We start from the raw sequence: 21575 nt of genomic DNA, 5'->3' as shown, positions 1-21575 counted from the left end.
CCATCGCGCGGCTTGATCACGCGAGGGGCGTGTAGGTCGTGTTCATCGTGTAGTCCTTGCGTGGACCCCGCACCACGTGACGGATGGCGAACGTTCCATCCGGCAGAAACAGGTAGGTCGACAGATATTCGTCGCGCTTGCAAAGATGGCGCGCATGTCCGCTCAGCTCTCCTCCGGGAGATGCAGACAGTGAGATCTCGTGAAACAGCCGCGGTGGATCTTCCTTGAAGAAGACGTTGAATCCTCCGCCGCTGCTGCTGAAGCCGCTGCTGCTGAAGACGTATTCGCGCTCGGCCTGCACAATGTTGCCGTTCGCAAGCTTCAAATATCCCTGTTCGCGATAGGCCAACCGCACCCTGTCCAGCGGCGTGAAGGTCGCAGTACCCTGCATCGTAGCCTGGCCTTCGATGACCCGGTCGAAGGACCACGAGCCGATCAGCCTTTTCGCAACTTGCGAGGCGTCACCCCAGCCAACGATCGTGGCTCCATTCATATCTTCAGGCCTGCGCATTGACCAACCGGTCCAGCCTCCCAGGACCGACAACTGGGAGTTCGACTTCAGCGAGCCGATACCTATATCCTACCGCAACGGATGTTGATGCAGCGAGCAGCTTTGATGGTCAGGAGACGCACGACGGACACTGACGCCGACGATCTCCCCCGCTATTTCGTCTGGGTCCGGGGCCTCGAAGGTCCCGAGCCGCAGAAATGGATGGCGATGGATTTCGGCGTCGGTGACTGGAAGCGGCCGCTGGTGCTGGCCTATCTGGCGTTGCCGGAGGAGGAGCGGCATCTGCCACTGTCCGCGCTGGCGCGGCGCTATCCGCCGCCAAGGGTGGACGTTCTGTAGAGCATGTCCAGGACGATCCAGAGGCTAGCCCCGCACCGCAGGTCATAGCGTCTGCCGGACGGTCGATGCCCCCATGATTATGGGTGTCGCGGCGTCCGCGCCGCGGCTAAGCTTGGCCTCGCGCCGCGGGGGACACGCGGGTCGCGGGACGATTGGACATGAGCGAACAGGGCGAGACGGGTGAGGTCATCACCATCCTCCTCGTCGAGGACGATGCGCCGACCTGCTGGCGGCTCCAGGATGCCCTGGCCAAGGCCGGCTACGAGGTGCGCAGCGCGGGCACGCTCGGTGAGGCGCGTCAGGCCCTGAACGGCGGCGCGCCGCGCGTGCTGCTGACCGACCTGCGGCTGCCCGACGGCCACGGCGTCGAGCTGATCCGCGAGACGAGGCTGCGCTTTCCCGATACCGAGATCATGGTGATCTCGGCGCTGGGGGACGAGGAAAGCGTGATCTCGGCGATCACGGTCGGCGCCACCGGCTATCTCCTGAAAGATGCTTTCCCGACCGACATCGCCACCACCGTGCGCGATCTGGTCGCGGGACATTCGCCGATCTCGGCCTCGATCGCCCGCTTCATCGTGCGCAGGACGCAAGGCGCCGCGCAGAACTCGGCCGAGCCGCCGCCGGGCCCCGTGCTCAACACCGCAAGACTGACCCCACGCGAGATCGACATCCTCTGGGGCATTGCCAAGGGCTTCAGCTACGCCGAGATCGCGAGCCATCTCGGCCTGTCCAGGCAGACCGTGCCCGGCCACATCAAGAACATCTATCGCAAGCTCGAGGTGCACACCCGTAGCGAAGCGGTGTTCGAGGCGGTGCAGCAGGGCCTGATCAAGCTGTGAGCGAGGTTGCGGCGAAGCCACCCATGCGCATGCAGCGCCGGCTGATTGCCTCGCGCCTCGCGCCGTATCTGCTGCTCCAGGTCTTGATCGTGATCGCGACCATCCTCGGGCTGCGGCTGCTCCAGCCGACCGACCCCGAAGACTTCGCGCTGGGCGGATTTTCGCTGCGGGAGGACGGCGCGAGCCGTCCGGTGATGCTGCCACATTTCACATCGTCACGCTATTCGCTCGCCGATCCTCCGCTCTACACCGGCGCCTTCACCTTCAGAAACGGCGGTGCCGGATGGTCCGTGTACCTGCCGCGCTTCAGCAACGCGGTGGAGGTCGCCATCAACGGCGTCGTCGTGCTCGACTCCCGTCGCGATGCCAATGCCAACCGGCCGGACCGCAACACGCCGCAGATCGCGCTCATCCCCGCCTCGCTGCTGCGCGACGGCAGCAACGAGATCACGGTGCGGCTGTTCGTCTGGGGTCCGCTGAAGGGCTTTCTCGACACCGTCTATGTCGGACCCGACACCGCGTTGCGTCCGTCCTACGAGACGCGCACGTTGCTGTTCGTCACATTGCCGGTGGCGTTCTCCGCCTGGCAATCGATCCTCGCCGTCATCCTCGCGATCATGTGGCTGATGCGGCGCCACGAGCCGGTCTATGGCGTGCTCGCGGTGGCGATGGTGCTCGGCGTGGCGCAGGCGTTCATGCCGCCGCCGGTGCCGCCGGCCACCACGTCGCGGCTCGCCGCAGTGCTGCTGGCGTCGGCCCCGATCGAGAGCGCCCTGATCGTCGTGTTCGCCCTGCTGTTCTTCGGTTGGCGCTGGCCGCGCTACGGCATGCTGCTGTTCCTGCCGGGCGTCGTGGTGTTCGTGGTGGGACTGCTGGGCGGCCCCCCGCTGCCACGCATACTGTTCCTGGTCCTCGGCATCCCCATGGTCGGCATCTGCCTGTTGCTGATGGCCGGCATCACGGCGGCACAGGTGGCGCGGCGCCCGGATGCGGCGAGCTTCACGCTCGGCTGCGCGGTGACCATCGTGCTGATCTGCTGGGTCCACGACATGCTCGCGGTCTTCGAGATCATGTCCAACGAACGCATCTTCGTGTCGCGCCTGTCCTATTCGGCGATGCTGGTCGCGATCGGTGCCGGGCTGACCTGGCGTTTCGCCCGCGCGCTGAACCAGGTCGACGGCTTTGCCAATCAGCTCGTGACGCGCGTGCGCGAGGCGGAGGAGCGGCTGAAGGCGAGCTTTGCCCGCGAGGAGGAGCGCGCGCGGGCCGCCGCGCTCGCCAACGAGCGCACGCGGCTGATGCGCGACCTGCATGACGGCCTCGGCGGCCAGCTCGTCAGCATCGTCGCGCTCTCCGAGCGCGGCCATGAGGGCGCGACCATCACGGATGCGGCGCGCGCTGCGCTGAAGGACCTACGCCTCGTCATCGATTCCATGGACGACATCGGCGGCGACCTGATGCTTGCGCTCGGCTCCTGGCGCGAGCGCGCAACGGCGCAATTGCGGCCGCACGACATCGCGCTCGACTGGCGCGTGGCGACGCCGCAGGGCCTGCCGCTGCATCCCGAACTGCGGCCATGGCACGTCGTCCAGATCGTGCGTATCCTCGACGAGGCCGTGACCAACGCGGTCAAGCACGCCCAGGCCTGCAATATCGCGGTCACCATCGAGACGCTCGACGACGGCCTAGGGCCGTACGGCATGATCAGCGTTACGGATGACGGCCGTGGTTTTGCGCCGGAGGGCAATGGTGAGGCCGCCGGCGCGGGCCGGAACGCGCGGGGCCTGCGCAACATGAGAAGCCGCGCCGCACGCTGCGGCGTGGTGCTCGACCTGTTCTCGGACGCCTCGGGCACGCGCGTACGGCTGCAATTGCCGCAGATTTTTCCCGACAGCGACGCGGCTGCCGGCTGAAAGCCCCTCCCCGAACGTGTGGGACGCGCGGAGAGGGGGAACGGGCCGGATTATGGTCATGCGGAGGACGGGGGGTTCGTCCGCAAGTCATCCTTGCGCCCGAAGTAATGCAATCAACTCAATCGAACGCGATCGTCAGCGCACACCGACGCGATTGACCGGACCGCCGCGGTTCATCGGCGTGCCCGCACGGACGCCGACGCCGGGCGCGCCCACGCCGGGCGTCGCCACCGCGACCGCGGCGGCTGGTGCAACCACCACCGCCCCAGTCGGCCGCACCACGCAACCCTTGGGCACGCCGACCGTCTTGCAATAGACCACCGCCTGCGCCGGGCTCGTACCCAGCGACACCATCGCCGCGCCCGCGAGCATCATGACCGTCAGCCCGGCGCTCAGCGCTCCCACTCTTTTCGACATCTTGCTCTCCTGCTTCCCGTTCGGCGTCCCGATGCAGTCACCGGGTCTCGCAGCCGACGTGCAGCCTGAATGGCAAAAGACGGCGCGCGGATACATGCCATGAAGATGGGGGTGCGGCCCGCCGGGACGGCCGGCCGATGCCATGAACATGGCATGGACCGGCGGCGGGCCTCCGCGAGATGGTTCGGCTCACCCGATCCCAAGCGGGACCCATCCCAATTCCAAAGAGGTGCTTCATGAAGACTTCAGTTCTTGCCGCGCTGCTGCTCGCCGCCGCCACCCTGCCCGCCACGGCGCAATCCGGTCCGACGTTGCAGGAGCAGATGGCCTGCCGCGGCGACGCCAGCAAATTCTGCGCCGAGCATGTCGGCAAGCCGCCGCAGATGAATGCCTGCCTGCGCGAGAACAAGACGAAGCTCTCCGACGCCTGCCGCAAGGTGGTGGAATCGCACGGGGGCTAACCCTTCTGTCATTCCGGGCCTGCGTGCCGCGCACGCATCCCGGCATGTCGAGATCGCCTCCAAAGCACGAATCTTGCAAGCGCTCTGCGTCATGACGCCGTGACTTTCGGAGTGCTCTTCAATGTACGACACGATCATCGTCGGGGCCGGCTCGGCCGGCTGCGTGCTGGCGGGCCGGCTGTCGGCCGATCCGCATCGCAAGGTGCTGGTGCTGGAGGCCGGGCGCGCTGCGCCGCTCGCCTCGGACATTCCGTCCGACTGGCCGACGATGTTCAACACCGCCGTCGATTGGGGCTTTTATACCGAACCGCAGGCCGGCTGCCGCGGACGGCGGATCTTCTGGCCGCGCGGCAAGATGGTCGGCGGCTCCGGTGCGATCAACGCGATGATCTATATCCGCGGACTGCCCTCAGACTATGACGGCTGGGAGAAAGCGGGCTGCATGGGCTGGGGGTGGCGCGACGTGCTGCCGAAATTCATCGCTTTCGAGGGCAATGCGCGCTTCGCCGATGATCCCTTCCACGGCACGAGCGGCCCCTTGCACGTCGCCGACGTTCCCTTCGTCGATCCCAATGAATTGAAATGGCTGGAGGCGGCGCAGGCCGCGGGTCTCCCGCACAATCCCGATTTCAACGGCCCCACCCAGGAAGGCGCAGGCTTCTTCCAGTTCGTCATCAAGGACGGCGAGCGCTTCGGCACCGGCAAGGCCTATTTGCGCCCGGCGCTGACGCGCGCCAATCTCACGCTGAAGACAGCCATACGCGTGACCCGCGTCATCATCGAGCGCGGCCACGCGATCGGCGTCGAATATCTCGAGGATGGACGGCCGAAGAGCGCCTTCGCCGCCGGCGAGGTCGTGCTCGCCTCCGGGGCCATCGGCTCGGCGCAACAATTGCTGCTGTCGGGCGTCGGTCCGGCCGACGAATTGAAGGCGGTCGGCGTCGACGTCGTGCATGATCTACCCGGCGTCGGCAAGGATCTCCAGGACCACATCAACATTCCCATCACCTTCTACACCAATGAGAAGATAGGGGTCGGCGCCTGGACCGACGAGAGTCTTGCCGCGAGCCTCGCAGAGTGGCAGGCGCATCGCAGCGGTCCGCGCACCTCGCCCTGGGTCGCCGCCGGCGCGCATGTACGCAGCCGCCCCGGCGTCGAGCCCGACCTTCAGCTCTATGGCGCGATCAGCCCGCACCGCGACTACGTCCGCTTTCTGTCGTCCAGGCCTGGCATCACGCTGCATGCGACCTTGCAGCGGCCGAACAGCCGCGGCCAGATCGCGCTGCGCTCCGCCGATCCGATCGAGCATCCCGCAATCGATCCCGGCTATTTCGCGTCGGACGCCAGCGGCAACGACATCGCGACCATGATCGAAGGCGTACGCATCAACCGCCGCATCGCGGCGCAATCACCACTGAAGGAATTGATCGAGGGCGAGGTCACGCCGAGTGCGGAGGCCGTGAGCGATGCCGACATCGCCGACTACATTCGCGGCCACTGCACGACGCTCTATCACGCCGCCTCAACCTGCCGAATGGGCACGGATGATCTGGCCGTCGTCGATCCGCAACGCCTGAAGGTGCGTGGCATCGATGGCCTGCATGTCGCCGACGCCTCGGCGATCCCGATCATGATCTCGGGCAACATCCAGACGCCGACCATCCTGATCGCCGAATGCGCGGCGGCCGCGATCCTGGGCTGACGACAAGTATTAGTCGTCGTCAGGTCCGAACAGCCTGATGTGCGGGAAGCCGCTGCGCGGACGGCTGGCATAGTCACGCCCGTCGGAATCTTCGCGGACGTTGCGCGCGACATCGTCCCAATCGGTGCGATCGCGCATGCCTCGCGGCTCGCGGGAGTCGTAGTAGCGGCGCTCGGTCCAGCGCTCGCGGCGTTCGATCCGGCGCCGCTCGGATGCGGCGCGCTTCACGTCGGAATCCCGGGCCTTGGCGTAAGCGTTGTCAGGTGAAGAGGATGGTTCTGTCGACGCCTGCTGCTCGGCAGGTTTTGCGGCCGGCGGAGGCGAAGTGGATGCCGGCTTGAGCGGCTCCTTGATCTGCTCCTTGGGCGGCTCGACCGCGGCCGCTTGCGAAGGCTGCGGCGCCGGTGGCTCGGCACTTGCCTGGGTGGCCTGCGTGGCTTCGTCCTTTGCCTGCGCGGGCGCGGCGATCACTGTGCCGAAAGCCTGCGTGCCGGTGAGATATTGCACGCGCTCGGAGGGCGCGCTGGTCGTGGCAGGTGTAGCAGCCTGGGCGGCGGCTTCAGCGCGCTGCGCCATCTTGCCGGCGTCCGGGCCCTGCTTGGGCGCGATCGGATTCATGATGTTGCCGGCGACGATACCGCCGCCGAGACCAATGGCGATGGCGACGACGATCGTTCCGGCACCGACGAAATAGGCTGTCGCGGCGCGCATTAATCCACTCCCTGTTTGGAGCGGGCAACGCTGTCGATTACCGGATGTTCCTGATAGGGGCGCAGTTCCCGAAGGAACTTGCGTTAGATCTGCTGCGCGACCTTCTCCAGCCCGATGATGCGGGCGAGCTTGCGCACTTCTTCCTTCTGGTCGTCACGCAACTGGAACAGCAGCGGCATCGCGGCCGACTTCAATTGCTGGACCTCATCGCAATTCGGATCGATCGGCACGCCCGGCGCGTTCGGGTTGGAAAGCTTGTTGGCCGAGATCTTGCGGACCACATTGCGCAGGGCGGTCTCGACGGAGGGCCAATAATATTCCTGCGACGACGACAGCTTCAGACGATCCCTGATGCCCGCGATCTGCGCCTCGGACAGCAGCGAATAGTTTTTCTGCGGCTGCGGCTTGGCGACGACTTTCGGCTTGGCCGGGGCTTCGGCCGGCGGAGCCTCTGCGGCGGCGGGGGCCTCGTTCACACTTGCCTTGGGCATCGGGAAATCGGCAGGGGTTGCAGCGGCAAAAGCCTGGCGCAACGGCTCGGTCAGCACCGGCGTCTGCGAAAGCTTGTCGGCGGGCACCTGCACCGGATCGATCGCCGCCGAGGCGAGGGCCAATGTCGGGACCAGACGGTCGGCCTTGGCGGCGCGGTTGGTCGAAAGCGGCTTCGCCGGGGCCTGCGTGATCATCTCCGCGCTGACGCTGGGCACGCTGTCACGGCCGAGAATGGCGGTGGTGGCCGCGCCGAGCACGAGGAAACAGGTCAGCACGACGATGGTGATGGCTTTCGACAAACGTCTCTCCGCGCCCAGCTTCAAGTCCACGTGATCAGTGCCCGGAAACTGGGCGATAATTAAGGCTTAACCGTGCCATTGCGGCGGCAATCGCGCGGACTAGGGCGACATGCCCCTGAAATCTCTAGAAAATCAGGCAGCTAGCGCCAGGTCGTAGGCATCCTGGATGTCGGCGACGATCTCGGAGGCCTCCCAGACCGCGCGCGGCTCGACCGATTGCAACGTCACCGTCCAGTTGCCGCCCCGGCGGGTGCGGGGGACCTTGACGATGTCGAAGCGCACGTTGCGGCACAGCGGGTGGCGGGCCAGCGCATGGGCGACGCGAACGCGGATTTCATCCAGCGTCGCGGCGGTCTTGCTGTTGAGAAAATCGAAGTCCATCGCCTGTCCCTCTCGTCCTGATTGGCGGCCGTGAGAGGGATTCTTGGCGGGCGTTGGTTAATCTGCCGTTAAGTGAGGGGGTTTGAAGGAGCGCTCGATTAACTGTGATCAGGCGGCGCGCTCTTCTCCGGGTCTTTACGGGGACGAACGCCCGCCGGCCTCGCGATATTCGGCGACCGTCCGCGCGACGAGACCATCGACCGCCATCACGTCGGTCACGCCCGACGTCGAGTGCCCGCCGCTCCAGATGTCGCGCCAGCGTTTCGGACGGCTTTCGCGCGCGCCGACGTCGATATCCTTGCCGATCTCGATCGCGCCACGGGCCGGCAGATCGTCGGGATCAAGACCAGCAGCCACGATCGACGGCTTCAGCATGCTGGTCTGCAAGCCCGTGAACGCGGTGGTGAGCAGAATATCGTCGGCGCTGCTGTCGACCAGCATCCGCTTATGGCGCTCGTCCGCCATGCTCTCGCGCGTCGCAATGAACTTCGTGCCCATGTAACCGAGATCGCAGCCGAGCACTTCGGCCGCATGCAGCGCATGACCATCGCTGATGCCGCCCGCGAGCACAATGATGCCGTCGTAGAACGCACGCACCGCTCGGACGAAGGCGAACGGATTGAGCCAGCCGGTCTGCCCGCCCGCGCCCGCCGTGAGCAGCACGAGACCATCGGCACCGGCTTCCGCTGCGCGCTCGGCGTGACGGATCGAGGCAACATCCGCCAGCACCAGCACGCCGGCATCGTGCAGCGGCTCCAACACCGGCGCCGGGGACCCGACCGACGTGATGACGATCTCGGGCTTCTGCCGCAGCAGCACGGCGAGATCCTGCTCCAGCCGCGCGTTGGAGCGATGCACGATCAGGTTCGGACAGAGCGGCGCGGCCTTGCGGCCGGTTTGATCTTCGTGCTGCCGCAGTCGCGTTTCGATCTCGGTGAGCCATGCATCGAGCTGTTCCGTGCTGCGGCAATTCACGGTGGGAAAGCTGCCGATCACACCGCTCTGGCAAGCCGCGACCATGAGCTCGACGCCCGACACCAGAAACATCGGCGCTGCGATCAAAGGCAGGCTGAGGCGATCGCGAAAATGCTGCAGTCGATCGGATGTCACTCAAGCCTCCCTGTCACTCTCGCCCGCAGCGCGGGCTTTGTCGTTCCATCCCGCATTCTCTGTGCTAGCGTCATCAGCAACATTGGCACGCCAGAAGCCGATGACAAAGCAGCGAGGAAACGCATGTCAGATCCGCTTCACGCATCGTCCCCGACTTGCGCGCAGACGCTACGCGCGCTGTCGCGTTATCCCGGGCGCACCGCTTTCGCCTGGCCCGGCGGATCGCTGAGCTATGAGGGCACCATCGACCTGATCGGACGTATCCAGGGTGTCTTCATGCGGCTCGGATTGCAGCCCGGCGCGCGCGTCGCCTTCCTCACCGCGAACCGCGCCGACAGCTGGTGCGCCGGCGTCGCCGCGCAATTGTCGCGGTTCTGCATCACCTGGCTGCATCCACTGGGATCGCAGGCCGACCAGCTCTTTCAGCTCGAGGATTCCGAGGCCGAGGTGCTGGTGGTCGATGCCGCCGCCTTCCGCGAGCGCGGCGGCGAGCTCGCCGCCCAAGCGGGCATGCTCAAAGCGGTCTTCACCATGGGACCGGCCGACTACGGCGTCGATCTGTTGCAGGCGATCGAGATCGAAGGCCACACCAGCCCGCTGTGCCTCGCCGGCCCCGACGATCTCTCGACGCTGAATTACACCGGCGGCACGACCGGCAAATCCAAGGGCGCGCTGCGCTACCATCGCGAAAATGCCGGAGCTGCTGCCGCGATCCTCGCCGACTTTGAAATCCCCGATGGCGCGCGCTATCTCACGGTCGCCCCGATCAGCCATGTCGCCGGCACGAAGGTGCTGCCGACCCTGATGCGCGGCGGCACCGTGCACATGCTGAAGGGATTCGATCCCGAGGCCGTGCTGGCGACGATCGCGCGCGAGCGCATCAATTTCACGCTGTTCGTTCCGACGATGATCTACGTGCTGCTCGATCATCCCGCGCTCGGCAGGACCGACCTGTCATCGCTCGAGCTCGTGCTCTACGGCGCCTCCGCGATGTCGCCGAGCCGGCTGCTCGAGGGCATCGAACGGATCGGGCCGGTGTTTTCGCAGCTCTACGGCCAGACCGAATGCTATCCGGTCTCGGTGCTGCGCAAGGCGGATCACGATCCCAGGACGCCGGAACTGTTTCTGTCCTGCGGCTTCCCGATCGCGGCCTGCGAGGTCAAAATCCTCGACGACGACGACCAGGAGGTGAAGACCGGCGAGGCCGGCGAAATCTGCGTACGCGCCCCGCATGTCATGGCGGAATACTGGAAGCGGCCTGATATCACCGCCGAGACGCTGAAGAACGGCTGGGTCCACACCGGCGACATCGCGCGCAAGGACGAGCGCGGCTACATGTTCATCCTCGACCGCAAGAAGGACATGATCGTCACCGGCGGCTTCAACATCTTTCCGCGCGAGGTCGAGGACGTGCTGTCGCAGCATGCCGATGTCGCGATGGTCGCGGTCGTCGGCGTTCCCGACGACAAATGGGGCGAGGCCGTCACCGCCGTCGTCGTGCCGCGCGAAGGCACAAAGCCGGATGCCGACGAGCTGATCAATATGGTGAGGACGCGCAAGGGCTCGGCGCATGCGCCGAAACAGATCCAGTTCGTCAAGCAGCTGCCGATGACCGGCGTCGGCAAGGTCGACAAGAAGGTGCTGCGCGCGGGGTTCTGGAGCGGACGCGACCGGATGGTGGGGTGAATACCCCCGGGATTCTACGGTGTCGTTGTGGCCCCGGCACCACAATGCGCGACGGAGTGTCCGCGGGCGGCGCCCGCGCGATTGCCGGCGAATCAGGGAATCAACTAGACCGCTGATGGGGCTGGGAAGCGGAGTGGGACATGAGAGTCGCTTCCCTGGAAAGTGCAGTAGCCGCGGTCACGTTGATCACGGCAATTATCGTGATGCTGTGGGAGATCAAGATCTTCTACGGCCTGTGAACAGGCAGGATACTGGCGTCAAACACGACCAGGCATCCCTTCCGCGGCGGCGGAAGCCTGCCGTTCAATCACGCGAAGAGCACCGCAGCGCGGCTCACCGCTTCTCGATCACCAGGCTCTGCACCGCGCGGCCAAAATATCCCTGCCTGTCGGCCAGCCGCGACATCGCAAGGCCCGCGCCGTCGGGGCCGATCCAGGATTCGCCGTCGAGCAGGATCCAGTCACCGACCGGCTGGCGTGCAAAGTTCACAGTCAGGTCGGCGTTGATGTAGGTCCAGGCGCGGAAATCCAGCGTCGACGCCGTACCGTTGGAGAAATCGGCGGCGACGACGGCGCGCATCGCCTGCGAGACCGCTTCGCCTTCGATCAGCGGATTGTCGACACGAAACCAGATGGCACCGGCGCCGGCCTGGCCGAAGCGGCCGCGGGCGGCGCGCATCGAGACCGAACGCACGAACGGGCTGGTGGCGGCATGGCCGTCCTCGACGAGAGAGTCCTCGGGCGACGGCAATTGGACTGGCAATTCCTCGACATCGTCGGGCAGCGCCAGTGTCTGCTGCTTGATCTTGAGCACGGTGGCGCCGACGACCTGGACGCCGTCGGCCAGAAGCTTGACCTCACAAAGCTGGATCTTGCGGCCCTCGCGCAAAACCTCGGTCGCAATCGTCAGCGGCGCCACCGGCACCGGGCGCATCAGATCGATGGTGACGCGCGCGATGTTCATCGGCACCGGCGTCGGAATCCGTTCGGCCGCCCATGTCACCAGTGAGGCAGGCGCCGAGCCGTGCTGCATGCGTCGGTCCCATGGGCCGGCGGCGTCCGGGCTGGTGACGACGCTGTTGCCGTCGACGCGGTAAATGGCGGTCATTGCGAGAGCCATTACAACGGCGGATCGATCGCTTCGTCGTACTCCTTCTTGAAGCGCGCGATCATCTCGGCGGCGGGGACGACGCCGTCGACGCTGCCGATGCCCTGGCCCGATCCCCAGATCTCCTTCCAGGCTTTCGGCTTGGCGCGCTCGCCGGAGGCATCGGTGCCGAAATTCATTTTGGACGGATCGGAGGTCGGCAGGTTTTCCGGATCCATGCCGGCGGCGAGGATCGACGGCTTCAGATAATTGCCGTGCACGCCGGTGAAGAGGTTGGAATAGACGATGTCGTCGGCCGTCGAGCCTGCGATCATCTCCTTGTACTTCTCGACCGCATTGGCTTCCTTGGTCGCAATGAAGGCCGAGCCGATATAGGCGAAGTCGGCGCCGAGAATGCGCGCGGCGCGGATCGCCTTGCCATTGCCGATGGCGCCCGACAGCGCGATCGGGCCGTCGAACCACTTCCGAGTCTCGGCGACGAAAGCCAGCGGCGAGATCGTGCCGGCATGGCCGCCAGCGCCGGCGGCGACCAGGATCAGGCCATCGGCGCCCTTCTCGATCGCCTTGTGTGCGAATTTCTGGTTGATCACGTCGTGGAAAACGATGCCGCCCCAGCCATGCACCGCCTGATTGAGCTCCTCGCGTGCACCGAGCGAGGAGATGATCATCGGCACCTTGTATTTGGCACAGAGCTGCATGTCGTGATCGAGCCGGTTGTTCGACTTGTGCACGATCTGATTCACCGCGAACGGCGCCGACGGCTTGTCGGGATGGGCGCGATCATAGGCGGCGAGCTCTTCGGTGATCCGCGCCAGCCATTCGTCGAGCAGCTCCGGCGGCCTCGCGTTCAGCGACGGGAACGAGCCGACCACACCCGCCTTGCACTGCGCGATCACGAGATCGGGCACCGAAATGATGAAGAGCGGGGAACCGATCACAGGGATCGAGAGGCGTCCCCTAAACAAGGCAGGCATGGACATTGCGGAGCGATCCTCTATTGGCCGACGAAATGGAAGGTTGGGAGCCATACCAACAAGGCAATCTTTCCACTGTCAAGTATTGCGTTTTGGCGCCGGCGCGGACGCCGTTACCGCAATTCCAACGCGCGGAATTCTGACTTCACCTCTCCCCATGGCAGGGGCGGCACCTTCAACGCGGCAGCAGTGTCACCCAATCAGATCCGGGTTGATCAGCCGCTCGAACGAGAACATCTCGTCCCATTTTTCCTGCGTCAGCAGCTTGCGTTCGGCCACCACGATCTGGTGCAGCGACTTGCCGCTCTTGTAGCCCTCGCGCGCGATCTCGGCGCATTGCTTGTAGCCGAGCAGGGGCTTCAGCACGGTGACGATGCCGAGAGAGTTCAGCACCATGTTGCGGGTGTGCTCCTCGTTGGCGGTGATGCCGAGCACGCAGTTCTCGCGCAGGCTGTTGACCGCGCGCTCCATGGTGCGGATCGAGAAGAACAGCGCGAACGAGATCACGGGCTCCATCACGTTGAGCTGGAGCTGGCCGGCGGAAGCCGCCAGCGTCACCGTGGTGTCGAGGCCGATGACGAGGAAGCTGGTCTGGTTGACGACCTCGGGGATCACGGGATTGACCTTGCCCGGCATGATCGAGGAGCCCGGCTGGAGCTGCGGCAGGTTGATCTCATTGAAGCCGGCGCGCGGGCCCGAGGCCAGCAGGCGAATGTCGTTGCAGATTTTCGTCAGCTTGCTCGCCGTGCGCTTGAGCACGCCGGAGAGCTGCACATAGGCGCCGGTATCCGAGGTCGCCTCGACCAGATCGCCGGCAAGGATGAAGTCGACGCCGGTCAGCGCGCTGAGATGCCTGACGGCGAGCTTGGGATAGCCGACCGCCGCAGTGACGGAGGTGCCGATCGCAGTGGCGCCGAGATTGATCTCGCGCAGCAGCGCGCGCGCCTCCGAGATGCGGTCGACCTCTTCGCCGATGGTGGTGCCCCATCCGCGGAATTCGGCGCCGAGCGACATCGGCACGGCGTCCTGAAGGTGCGTGCGGCCCATCTTCAGCACGCGGTCGAACTCGCGCCCCTTGGTGAAGAAGGCCTCTTGCAACTGGCGCAGCGCCGTCATGTAGCTCTCGAGCCGCAGGATCAGCGCGAGGCGGAAGGCGGTCGGATAGGTGTCGTTGGTCGACTGGCCGTAATTGACGTGATCGTTGGGGCTGACATGCTGGTAGTCGCCCTTGCCGAAGCCGAGCGATTCCAGCGCGAGGTTGGCGATCACCTCGTTGGCGTTCATGTTGGTGGAGGTGCCGGCGCCGCCCTGGATGAAGTCGGTGACGAACTGGTCCATCATGTCGCCGGCGATGACGCGATCGCAGCCGAGGATGATCGCATCGGCCACCTTGGCCTCGATCGCGCCGAGATCGCGGTTGGCCATGGCCGCGGCCTTCTTGACGTAACCAAGCGCCTTCACGAAATAAGGCTCCTGGTTCATCGGAATGCCGGTGATGTGGAAGTTCTCCTTCCCGCGAATGGTCTGGACGCCGTAGTAGATGTCGTCGGCGATCTCACGCTGTCCGAGGAAGTCCTGCTCCGTGCGGCTCATGGGCGCTCCTTGCTTGCTCGCGCGACGTCCTTAGTTCTGGCACAGCGCGCTGGTGACGACGGTATCGGTGCGGCAGTCATCCGGTTTGCGTTGCCGGCCCGGGATCAGAACCTTGGCCGAGCATTTTTCCGCGGAATCGGCGTTCAGGCTCTTGCCTTCCTTGTAGCCCTTGCTCTGGCAGAGCTGGTCGGCGGCGAGCTTGCAGTCCGGCGCGCCGTTCGACGAGGCCGGACAGGCCACGCGCCCCGACACCATGGTCGACGGCTTCGCCAGCCGCGACAGATCGTTCATGGTCTCACCAGGGCTTTTGATCGGCGGCAGGATCGAGGGCAATTTGTCGAACAGCTTGCCCATTTCATTGATCAGCCCGGGATTTTCCTCGCGCGCCGGCGCGGCCGAGGGCGTCGCGGGTGGCGGCCCCTGCTCCTGCAAACCAAGCACCGGCGGCGCGGATTGCGGCCATCCAGTCCCGCCGGCAGCGAGCAGGAACAGCAGCACTGCTGACATCATCGTCCTAAGCCGCACAGCCGGATTGCCGGATCGAACCATCATGACGGCAAGCGTAGCCGAAGCCGGCGCAGCATCAAAGTGCTGCGGTTTAGATCAGCTTGACCGCCACCACGAAGCCCAGCACCAGCACGGCGGCGCCGACCGCCACCACGAGACCGAGATGCTTCTCGATCTTGACGCGGATCCAGTCACCATAGCGATTGAGCAGGATCGCGACGATGAAGAAGCGTCCGCCGCGCGCGACGATGGAGCACACGATGAAAAGAATGAGATTGTAGCCGGCAAAGCCCGAGGTGATGGTGACCAGCTTGTAGGGGATCGGCGTCAGACCCTTCAGCAGGATGATCACCGCGCCCCACTCGGCATAGGAGGCACGGAAGGCATCAACCTTGTCGCCGAGGCCATAGACCTGGATCAGCCAGTGGCCGACCGAGTCGAACAGCAGCGCGCCGATGGCGTAGCCGAGCAGGCCGCCGAGCACCGAGGTGATGGTGCAGATCGCCGCATAGACCCAGGCGCGCTGCGGGCGCGCCAGCGACATCGGGATCAGCATCACATCCGGCGGGACCGGAAAGAAGGAGCTTTCTGCGAAAGCCACGGCTCCCATGATCCAGAGCGCGTAGGGCTTGTGGGCGGCGTCGATGCACCAGTCGTAGATACGTTTCAGCATGGCGCCGCGATGAAGCACCATGGGACGGATTTGTCCATCGCGAGTTTTGTGACGTTCTGGTGGCGCTTGAATTAGTGGCGCTTGCGCGCCACGCGGCCCTCGATCGCGACAATTGGCCGCCTGGCGGCGACGCTGGGTGACGCGACTTTGGGCAGTTTCATCGAAGATTTCGGCAGTTTCTCGGCAATGCCGAGCATCTCTTCTCGCCGCGTCATCTCGCGCCAGACGTCCTCGGGACGCACGCCGGCCGAGGCCCAGAGCACGGTGAGATTGTAGAGCAGGTCGGCGCTTTCCCGGATCACGGCCTCGGTGTCGCCGTTGACCGCATCGATCACGACTTCGATAGCCTCCTCGGCCAGCTTCTTCGCCATTTGGGAGGGCCCACGCTGAAACAGCCGGGCCGTACGCGATGTTGCCGGATCAAGATCTCTGGCCGCGAGCACAGCCAGATATAGCCGCTCAAGCGAATCACTCATGGAACTCGAAACTACCCTAAACCAATGGCGAGCGCGTTAACGCGCGACAATAAAATCAGAAAACAGGCCGGCGCGGCTAGCGCGACAGCCCGTTCGTCGATGACGTATTACCGATCGGTTAATAGCAACCGTAGCCGGAATAGCCGTGCGAGCAGACCTTGTCGTAGCCGCCATAGCGCTCTTGGTAGCCCGAGCCGTAATAATAGGGACCATAGCCGGGGCCGCTGTAGTAGGTCGGGCCGCTTTCGTAATAGTAGCCCGGACCCGGTCCATAGGCGTAGGCATCGCGGCTGGCTGCGATCGCGAGGCCGGTCGCGGCCAGACCGAAGACCGCGGCAGCAGCAGCGCCACCACCACCACCATGCCAATGACGACCGCCCGCGTAAGAGGCGGTGGGTGCAACGGCGGTCAGAGCCACCACGGCGGCAGTGGCAAGAACGGCCTTGCGGCCGGCGAATTTCGAAACTCTGTCAAACATGTCCTGGACCCTCCTTGGGACCTCGAATGGTGCCTGACGACAGGCTCATGTCTCTCAAACACCCGCATCCCATGTTGGGTTCCCCACCCCCAACACAAGCTGAACGGGGTTGCGTAATCGTGACGCAACCGCCGCTCATCCGCCGTTCATGTTGGCGCGCGCAGGCTACCGGCCAGCCGGCGCTGCGAGCGTCACCAAACCATAACAATGCGGGACCGGCGCAATCGATGGCAGGATTCAAGACGATCGCCCTTCGGGGTCTGCTGGCTCTCGCGATCGCGCTTGCAACATGCGTTGCACGCGATGTCAGCGCGGCCGAGACGATCGCACCGTCCGTTGCGATCCACTTCACCTTCGACCGCCCGTTGGACGCCAGCATGGCGCCGTTCTTCCTTGCCGCGAAGGACGGCGGGTTCGGCGCCGAGCGCCTCAACGTCTCCTTCAACAGCGCGGCAGGATCGCCGGAGGCGCTCGCGCGCGTCGCCAAGGGCGACAGCGAGCTCGCATTGGTCGACATCAACGAGCTGATCCGCTTTCGCGACCAGGACGACGCGGCGCCGGTCCAGGCGGTGTTCGTGCTGTTCAACCGCGCGCCCTACGCGATCGTCGCGCGCAGAAGCCGCGGCGTCCACCTGCTGCCCGATCTCGACGGCAAGACCGTCGGCGTTGCCGACGGTGATCTGTCGATGCGATTGTGGCCGGCGCTGGCGCAGCAGAACGGCATCAACGCCTCGCATGTGAAATTCCACAAGATCAGCGCAGCGGTCCGCGAGCCGATCCTCTCCGCCGGACAAGTCGATGCGGTTGCCGGCTTCAGCTATCTCTCGGCGGTGAACCTGCGCGACCGCGGCGTCCCCGGCGCCGATCTCGTCGTGCTGCGCTATGCCGACTATGGCTGCGAGGCCTATGGCTTTGCCGTGGTGGCCAATCCGGCCTTCGCCGCGGCGAAGCCGGATGCCGTGAAGGGCTTCGTGCGCGCGCTGATCGCGGGCATCGCCGCAACCGTCAAGGAGCCGGCGCGTGCGGTGAACGAGGCCGCGAGCCGCATCGACGATGGCGACCGCGATCTCGAACTGGAACGCCTGCGCACGGTGCTCGCCGACAACATCCTGACCGACGAGGTCAGGCGCAACGGCCTCGGCGGCATCGACCCGGCGCGCCTGGACCGCTCGATCGAGCAGATCGCGCAGGGCTTCAAATTCCGCAAGAAGCCGGCGGCGGGCGACATCTTCGACGACCGGTTCCTGCCGCCGGTGGCAGGACGGCTGATCAATTGAGCAAAACCGAAAGCTTCCGCTGTATCTCGCGGACGATCCCTGCTTAGAATATGGGCTCACCTCTCGACGACGAGCCCGAGTTCTTCGCCCGCATGTCCATCCTCCGCCTCTACACCCGCGTTCTCGAGCTGCTCGGCAAGGAGGCGCGGCTGGGCTGGCTGCTTGCCGTCGCCAATCTCCTGCTGGCGGCCTCGCAGTTCGCAGAACCCGTGCTGTTCGGACGGATCGTCGACGTGCTCTCGGGCAAGGCTGTGGCCGGGTCGAACTCGGCCTGGCCGTTCCTGGCCGCCTGGGTCGCGTTCGGACTGTTCACGATCGCTTGCAGCGCACTCGTGGCCCTGCAGGCCGACCGGCTCTCCCACCGCCAGCGCCAGGCGGTGCTGACGGACTATTTCGAGCACATCCTGCAATTGCCGCTGACGTTCCACTCCGGCACCCATTCGGGCCGGCTGATGAAGGTGATGCTCAACGGCACCGACGCGCTGTGGCGGCTGTGGCTCGGCTTCTTCCGCGAGCATTTCGCCGCCATCCTCTCGGTCGCGGTGCTGCTGCCGCTGTCCCTCTATCTGAACTGGCGGCTCGCGATCCTGCTGTTCGTGCTCTGCATCGTCTTCACCGTGCTGACCACCTTCGTCGTACGCAAGACCTTCGGCATGCAGATGGCGGTCGAGGAGCAATATAGCGAGCTCTCCGCGCGCGCCTCCGACGCCCTCGGCAACGTCGCGCTGGTGCAGAGTTTTGTGCGCGTCGAATCCGAGGTGAAGGGACTGCGTTCCGTCGCCGACGAGTTGCTCGCCGCACAAATGCCGGTGCTGTCCTGGTGGGCACTCGTCACCGTCATCACGCGTGCCTCCACCACCATCACGGTGCTCGCGATCTTCACGCTCGGCATCGCCCTGCACGACCAGGGGATGACCTCGGTCGGCGAGATCGTGATGTTCGTGAGCTTCGCGACGATGCTGATCCAGAAGCTCGAGCAGGTCGTGAGCTTCATCAACAACGTGTTCATGGAAGCCCCGCGCCTGCGCGAGTTCTTCAATGTGCTCGATGCCGTGCCCGCGGTGCACGACCGCCCCGACGCGATCGATGCGGGGCGGCTGTCCGGCCTCGTCGAGTTCAACGACGTCACCTTCTCCTATGATGGCAAGCGCCCGGCGATCGAGGACCTCTCCTTCACCGCCTTGCCCGGCCAGACCATCGCGCTGGTCGGCCCGACCGGCGCCGGCAAATCGACTGCGATCGCGCTGCTGCATCGCGCCTTCGATCCGCAATCCGGTTTCATCAAGATCGACGGCATGGACGTGCGCGGCGTCACGCTGACCTCGCTGCGGCGGAACATCGGCGTGGTGTTCCAGGAGGCGCTGCTGTTCAACCGCTCCATTGAGGACAACCTGCGCGTCGGCAAGCCGGATGCGACCGAGGCCGAGATGCGCAAGGCCGCCGAGCGCGCGCAGGCACTCGACTTCATCGAGCGCAGCGGCGGTTTCGAGACCAATGCCGGCGAGCGCGGCCGCATGCTCTCCGGCGGCGAGCGCCAGCGGCTGTCGATCGCCCGCGCGCTGCTGAAGGATCCGCCGATCCTGATCCTGGACGAGGCCACCAGCGCGCTCGACGCCGTCACCGAGGCCAAGGTGAACGCCGCTCTCGACGAAGTGATGAAAGGCCGCACCACCTTCGTGATCGCCCACCGTCTTTCCACCATCCGCAATGCGACGCGGATCCTGGTGTTCGAGAATGGCCGTGTGATCGAAATCGGAACTTTCGATGAACTCGTGGCCAAAGGCGGCCATTTTGCGGAGCTCGCCAGGGCCCAGTTCATGGTTCAGGAGACGGCACGGGCCAGCGTGACGGCGGCTGAGGCTGCCGCGACCGCTGCCAAGTCCCCATAGCAAGTCCCCACAGGACCGTCGAAATTCGGCCTATTTCATTGCGGAATACCGCCCGGAAGCCCCTGTTCTCGGCGCACCAGCCGGTATAGGTTTGCGACGCCGCAAGCGGCGGCGCTGGATTTCAGAACCGAACATCAGATCACGAGAGCCGACCGTATCAGGCGGGTCTCCAAGGACCGGAATCGGATAGTGCACGCCCTTCGCCCGCTGCTTCGCAAATCCCTGTTCAACCTGTTCGCTGCGACGCTCGCATGCGCCGCATTGCTTGCGCCGCGCGCGGCGAGCGCCGAAGCGCTGCTCCTGATCGAGGCCGACAGCGGCAAGGTGTTGCAGGCGGAGAACGCGACCGTCCCGTGGTATCCCGCGTCCGTCACCAAGATCATGACCGCCTATGTAACGCTGAAGGCGGTGAAGGACGGCAGGCTCACGCTCGACACGCTGCTCACGGTGTCGCCGACGGCGGCCTCGCAGTCGCCGTCGAAGATGGGGTTCCGTCCGGGAACGCAGCTCACCGTCGACAACGCGCTGAAGATGATGATGGTCAAGTCGGCGAACGACATGGCCGTGGTGCTCGCCGAAGGCGTCGGCGGTTCGATCGACGGCTTCTCCGCGATGATGAACGATACGGCGCTGAGGCTCGGAATGACGCAGACGAGCTACGTCAATCCGAACGGCCTTCCCGCCGACGGCCAGATCACCTCGGCACGCGACCTCGGTATCCTCGCACGCTCGTTCCTGCGCGACCTGCCGGAATACGAATATTTCGTGCACATCCCGGCAATCCGCTTCGGCAAGCGCGTCACCGGCAATTTCAACAAGCTGATCGGCCGCTATCCTGGCGCCGACGGTTTCAAGACCGGTTTCATCTGCGCCTCCGGCTACAATCTCGTGGCATCGGCGACGCGCAACGGGCGCCGGCTGATCGCCGTCGTGCTCGGCGCCAATTCCGGCACTGCGCGCGCGGTGAAGGCGGCGCAATTGCTCGAGCGCGGCTTCGGCCAGGACAATCTCACCTGGCTCCGCCCCTCGCTCGGCACCGTCGACAAGCTGGTGCCGGTCGACGCCTCGCCGCCGAACCTGCGCGAGGACATGTGCGGCGGCCATCGCAAGCGGCCGGCCAGCGACGACGACGACGCGCTGATCGCGGCCAGTGGTGGCACGGCAGGATCGGCCTCCATGACCGGCGGCGAAGCCCAGGTCACCTTCTTCACCGCGGGCCTCCAGCCGCCCCTGATGAAAGCCTCCGAGCTGATGGCTTCGGCCCCGGCGGCGGCCGAGCCCGTGCTGGTCTATACCGGCCCGACCCGCACCGGCACCGCCCTGATCGCGGCGGTCGCGGCCGATGCCGACCAGCAGGCCGCATCAAAACCGCGTGGCAAGAAGTCGCGCGTCGCCAAGAAGCCTGACGCCACCGACAAGCCGAAAGACGCGGGCAAGGACAGCAAGACGGCCGCGGCGAAGCCGGATGCCAAGCCCGACGCCAAGAATGACACCAAGACCGCAGCCAAGCCGGCCGGGACCAGGCATGCCGCGGCCAAGCACGATGCGGCGGCGAAACCCGCCGAGAAGCCTGCGGCAAGCGGCGACCAGGCGGCAAAGCCCGCCAAGCCCAAGGCTGCGACCAAGCCCCCCGCCAAGCCGGCCAACAACAGTTAACGGCGCCCACGGCAAAGCCGCGCGCCCGCTTCGCACTTGCGGCAAGCCGCGGTTTGCGACGATTCCAGTAGCCACTCCCTG

General features: G+C 65.5%; 22 protein-coding genes. 9 read left to right on the top strand and 13 right to left on the bottom strand.

What is annotated here, in order from left to right; translation table 11 throughout:
- Positions 1–16: 16 nt before the first annotated feature.
- Complete coding sequence (locus tag I3J27_RS04425; RefSeq protein ID WP_270165689.1) at positions 17–511, bottom strand: DUF6314 family protein; 495 nt, start codon at positions 509–511, stop codon at positions 17–19.
- 105 nt (positions 512–616) lie between these two features.
- Here I3J27_RS04425 and I3J27_RS04420 point away from each other — a divergent pair, with 105 nt between their 5' ends.
- From I3J27_RS04420 to I3J27_RS04410, 3 genes are all read left to right on the top strand, one after another.
- Positions 617–850, top strand: a complete 234-nt coding sequence (locus I3J27_RS04420) for a hypothetical protein (RefSeq protein WP_270165688.1) — start codon at positions 617–619, stop codon at positions 848–850.
- A gap of 158 nt (positions 851–1008) precedes the next feature.
- Complete coding sequence (locus I3J27_RS04415) at positions 1009–1692, top strand: response regulator transcription factor (protein WP_270165686.1); 684 nt, start codon at positions 1009–1011, stop codon at positions 1690–1692.
- Positions 1689–3605, top strand: coding sequence for a sensor histidine kinase (locus tag I3J27_RS04410; protein ID WP_270165684.1), 1917 nt, complete (start codon positions 1689–1691; stop codon positions 3603–3605). Before I3J27_RS04415 ends, I3J27_RS04410 begins: the two co-directional genes overlap by 4 nt.
- Before the next feature lie 135 nt (positions 3606–3740).
- On the opposite strand, the gene I3J27_RS04405 is transcribed toward I3J27_RS04410, so the two are convergent.
- Positions 3741–4022 carry a hypothetical protein gene (locus I3J27_RS04405; RefSeq protein WP_270165682.1) on the bottom strand — a complete coding sequence of 94 codons (282 nt, stop codon included), beginning with the start codon at positions 4020–4022 and terminating at the stop codon, positions 3741–3743.
- Between the two features lie 236 nt (positions 4023–4258).
- On the opposite strand from I3J27_RS04405, the gene I3J27_RS04400 reads away from it, so the two are divergent.
- Together I3J27_RS04400 and I3J27_RS04395 are read left to right on the top strand one after the other, a co-directional pair.
- Positions 4259–4483: a cysteine rich repeat-containing protein gene (locus I3J27_RS04400; RefSeq protein WP_270165680.1), complete on the top strand. Its 225-nt coding sequence runs from the start codon at positions 4259–4261 to the stop codon at positions 4481–4483.
- 121 nt (positions 4484–4604) lie between these two features.
- Positions 4605–6185 (top strand): GMC family oxidoreductase, encoded by a 1581-nt coding sequence (locus I3J27_RS04395; protein WP_270165678.1) that lies wholly within the window; start codon positions 4605–4607, stop codon positions 6183–6185.
- Between the two features lie 9 nt (positions 6186–6194).
- On the opposite strand, the gene I3J27_RS04390 is transcribed toward I3J27_RS04395, so the two are convergent.
- From I3J27_RS04390 to I3J27_RS04375, 4 genes are all read right to left on the bottom strand, one after another.
- Positions 6195–6896, bottom strand: a complete 702-nt coding sequence (locus I3J27_RS04390; protein WP_270165676.1) for a hypothetical protein — start codon at positions 6894–6896, stop codon at positions 6195–6197.
- A gap of 83 nt (positions 6897–6979) precedes the next feature.
- On the bottom strand, positions 6980–7687 hold the full coding sequence (locus I3J27_RS04385; RefSeq protein WP_270165674.1) for a hypothetical protein: 708 nt from the start codon (positions 7685–7687) through the stop codon (positions 6980–6982).
- Between the two features lie 132 nt (positions 7688–7819).
- Positions 7820–8068, bottom strand: coding sequence for a hypothetical protein (locus I3J27_RS04380; RefSeq protein WP_270165672.1), 249 nt, complete (start codon positions 8066–8068; stop codon positions 7820–7822).
- A 135-nt stretch (positions 8069–8203) separates the two neighbouring features.
- Complete coding sequence (locus I3J27_RS04375; protein ID WP_270165670.1) at positions 8204–9178, bottom strand: NAD(P)H-dependent flavin oxidoreductase; 975 nt, start codon at positions 9176–9178, stop codon at positions 8204–8206.
- A gap of 123 nt (positions 9179–9301) precedes the next feature.
- Here I3J27_RS04375 and I3J27_RS04370 point away from each other — a divergent pair, with 123 nt between their 5' ends.
- Positions 9302–10864 (top strand): AMP-binding protein, encoded by a 1563-nt coding sequence (locus tag I3J27_RS04370; RefSeq protein ID WP_270165669.1) that lies wholly within the window; start codon positions 9302–9304, stop codon positions 10862–10864.
- A 333-nt stretch (positions 10865–11197) separates the two neighbouring features.
- Here I3J27_RS04370 and I3J27_RS04365 read toward each other — a convergent pair whose 3' ends face one another.
- The 7 genes from I3J27_RS04365 to I3J27_RS04335 form a co-directional block, all read right to left on the bottom strand.
- Positions 11198–11971, bottom strand: coding sequence for a thioesterase family protein (locus tag I3J27_RS04365; RefSeq protein WP_270165667.1), 774 nt, complete (start codon positions 11969–11971; stop codon positions 11198–11200).
- A gap of 11 nt (positions 11972–11982) precedes the next feature.
- On the bottom strand, positions 11983–12951 hold the full coding sequence (locus tag I3J27_RS04360; RefSeq protein WP_270165665.1) for an NAD(P)H-dependent flavin oxidoreductase: 969 nt from the start codon (positions 12949–12951) through the stop codon (positions 11983–11985).
- Positions 12952–13137: 186 nt separating this feature from the next.
- Positions 13138–14538 carry an aspartate ammonia-lyase gene (locus I3J27_RS04355; protein WP_270165663.1) on the bottom strand — a complete coding sequence of 467 codons (1401 nt, stop codon included), beginning with the start codon at positions 14536–14538 and terminating at the stop codon, positions 13138–13140.
- A gap of 30 nt (positions 14539–14568) precedes the next feature.
- Complete coding sequence (locus I3J27_RS04350) at positions 14569–15090, bottom strand: hypothetical protein (RefSeq protein WP_270165661.1); 522 nt, start codon at positions 15088–15090, stop codon at positions 14569–14571.
- A gap of 46 nt (positions 15091–15136) precedes the next feature.
- Complete coding sequence (locus I3J27_RS04345) at positions 15137–15739, bottom strand: YqaA family protein (RefSeq protein ID WP_270165659.1); 603 nt, start codon at positions 15737–15739, stop codon at positions 15137–15139.
- Positions 15740–15789: 50 nt separating this feature from the next.
- Complete coding sequence (gene hisE / locus I3J27_RS04340; RefSeq protein ID WP_270165658.1) at positions 15790–16194, bottom strand: phosphoribosyl-ATP diphosphatase; 405 nt, start codon at positions 16192–16194, stop codon at positions 15790–15792.
- Positions 16195–16312: 118 nt separating this feature from the next.
- The gene (locus tag I3J27_RS04335; protein ID WP_270165657.1) at positions 16313–16672 is read right to left on the bottom strand and encodes a hypothetical protein; all 360 of its coding nucleotides are present in this window, start codon (positions 16670–16672) and stop codon (positions 16313–16315) included.
- Between the two features lie 227 nt (positions 16673–16899).
- Here I3J27_RS04335 and I3J27_RS04330 point away from each other — a divergent pair, with 227 nt between their 5' ends.
- The 3 genes from I3J27_RS04330 (at position 16900) to I3J27_RS04320 (ending at position 21494) form a co-directional block, all read left to right on the top strand.
- Positions 16900–17949 carry an ABC transporter substrate-binding protein gene (locus I3J27_RS04330; protein ID WP_270165655.1) on the top strand — a complete coding sequence of 350 codons (1050 nt, stop codon included), beginning with the start codon at positions 16900–16902 and terminating at the stop codon, positions 17947–17949.
- 92 nt (positions 17950–18041) lie between these two features.
- Positions 18042–19838 carry a glucan ABC transporter ATP-binding protein/ permease gene (locus I3J27_RS04325; RefSeq protein WP_270165653.1) on the top strand — a complete coding sequence of 599 codons (1797 nt, stop codon included), beginning with the start codon at positions 18042–18044 and terminating at the stop codon, positions 19836–19838.
- Positions 19839–20027: 189 nt separating this feature from the next.
- Complete coding sequence (locus I3J27_RS04320; protein WP_270165651.1) at positions 20028–21494, top strand: D-alanyl-D-alanine carboxypeptidase family protein; 1467 nt, start codon at positions 20028–20030, stop codon at positions 21492–21494.
- Positions 21495–21575 lie beyond the last annotated feature (81 nt).

Source organism: Bradyrhizobium xenonodulans (assembly GCF_027594865.1).
Lineage (GTDB): Bacteria > Pseudomonadota > Alphaproteobacteria > Rhizobiales > Xanthobacteraceae > Bradyrhizobium > Bradyrhizobium xenonodulans.
Note: the sequence above shows the minus strand (reverse complement) of the source record. Positions and strands in the feature narration are given on the sequence as shown.

What these genes read in the sequence shown, in the direction of transcription:
- I3J27_RS04350 (WP_270165661.1), bottom strand. Translation starts at nt 15,090, where the DNA reads ATGATGGTTCGATCCGGCAATCCGGCTGTGCGGCTTAGGACGATGATG.
- I3J27_RS04390 (WP_270165676.1), bottom strand. Translation starts at nt 6,896, where the DNA reads ATGCGCGCCGCGACAGCCTATTTCGTCGGTGCCGGAACGATCGTCGTC.
- I3J27_RS04400 (WP_270165680.1), top strand. Translation starts at nt 4,259, where the DNA reads ATGAAGACTTCAGTTCTTGCCGCGCTGCTGCTCGCCGCCGCCACCCTG.
- I3J27_RS04415 (WP_270165686.1), top strand. Translation starts at nt 1,009, where the DNA reads ATGAGCGAACAGGGCGAGACGGGTGAGGTCATCACCATCCTCCTCGTC.
- I3J27_RS04370 (WP_270165669.1), top strand. Translation starts at nt 9,302, where the DNA reads ATGTCAGATCCGCTTCACGCATCGTCCCCGACTTGCGCGCAGACGCTA.
- I3J27_RS04355 (WP_270165663.1), bottom strand. Translation starts at nt 14,538, where the DNA reads ATGAGCCGCACGGAGCAGGACTTCCTCGGACAGCGTGAGATCGCCGAC.
- I3J27_RS04365 (WP_270165667.1), bottom strand. Translation starts at nt 11,971, where the DNA reads ATGACCGCCATTTACCGCGTCGACGGCAACAGCGTCGTCACCAGCCCG.
- I3J27_RS04425 (WP_270165689.1), bottom strand. Translation starts at nt 511, where the DNA reads ATGCGCAGGCCTGAAGATATGAATGGAGCCACGATCGTTGGCTGGGGT.
- I3J27_RS04380 (WP_270165672.1), bottom strand. Translation starts at nt 8,068, where the DNA reads ATGGACTTCGATTTTCTCAACAGCAAGACCGCCGCGACGCTGGATGAA.
- I3J27_RS04395 (WP_270165678.1), top strand. Translation starts at nt 4,605, where the DNA reads ATGTACGACACGATCATCGTCGGGGCCGGCTCGGCCGGCTGCGTGCTG.
- I3J27_RS04345 (WP_270165659.1), bottom strand. Translation starts at nt 15,739, where the DNA reads ATGGTGCTTCATCGCGGCGCCATGCTGAAACGTATCTACGACTGGTGC.
- I3J27_RS04330 (WP_270165655.1), top strand. Translation starts at nt 16,900, where the DNA reads ATGGCAGGATTCAAGACGATCGCCCTTCGGGGTCTGCTGGCTCTCGCG.
- I3J27_RS04420 (WP_270165688.1), top strand. Translation starts at nt 617, where the DNA reads ATGGTCAGGAGACGCACGACGGACACTGACGCCGACGATCTCCCCCGC.
- I3J27_RS04360 (WP_270165665.1), bottom strand. Translation starts at nt 12,951, where the DNA reads ATGTCCATGCCTGCCTTGTTTAGGGGACGCCTCTCGATCCCTGTGATC.
- I3J27_RS04335 (WP_270165657.1), bottom strand. Translation starts at nt 16,672, where the DNA reads ATGTTTGACAGAGTTTCGAAATTCGCCGGCCGCAAGGCCGTTCTTGCC.
- hisE (WP_270165658.1), bottom strand. Translation starts at nt 16,194, where the DNA reads ATGAGTGATTCGCTTGAGCGGCTATATCTGGCTGTGCTCGCGGCCAGA.
- I3J27_RS04325 (WP_270165653.1), top strand. Translation starts at nt 18,042, where the DNA reads ATGTCCATCCTCCGCCTCTACACCCGCGTTCTCGAGCTGCTCGGCAAG.
- I3J27_RS04405 (WP_270165682.1), bottom strand. Translation starts at nt 4,022, where the DNA reads ATGTCGAAAAGAGTGGGAGCGCTGAGCGCCGGGCTGACGGTCATGATG.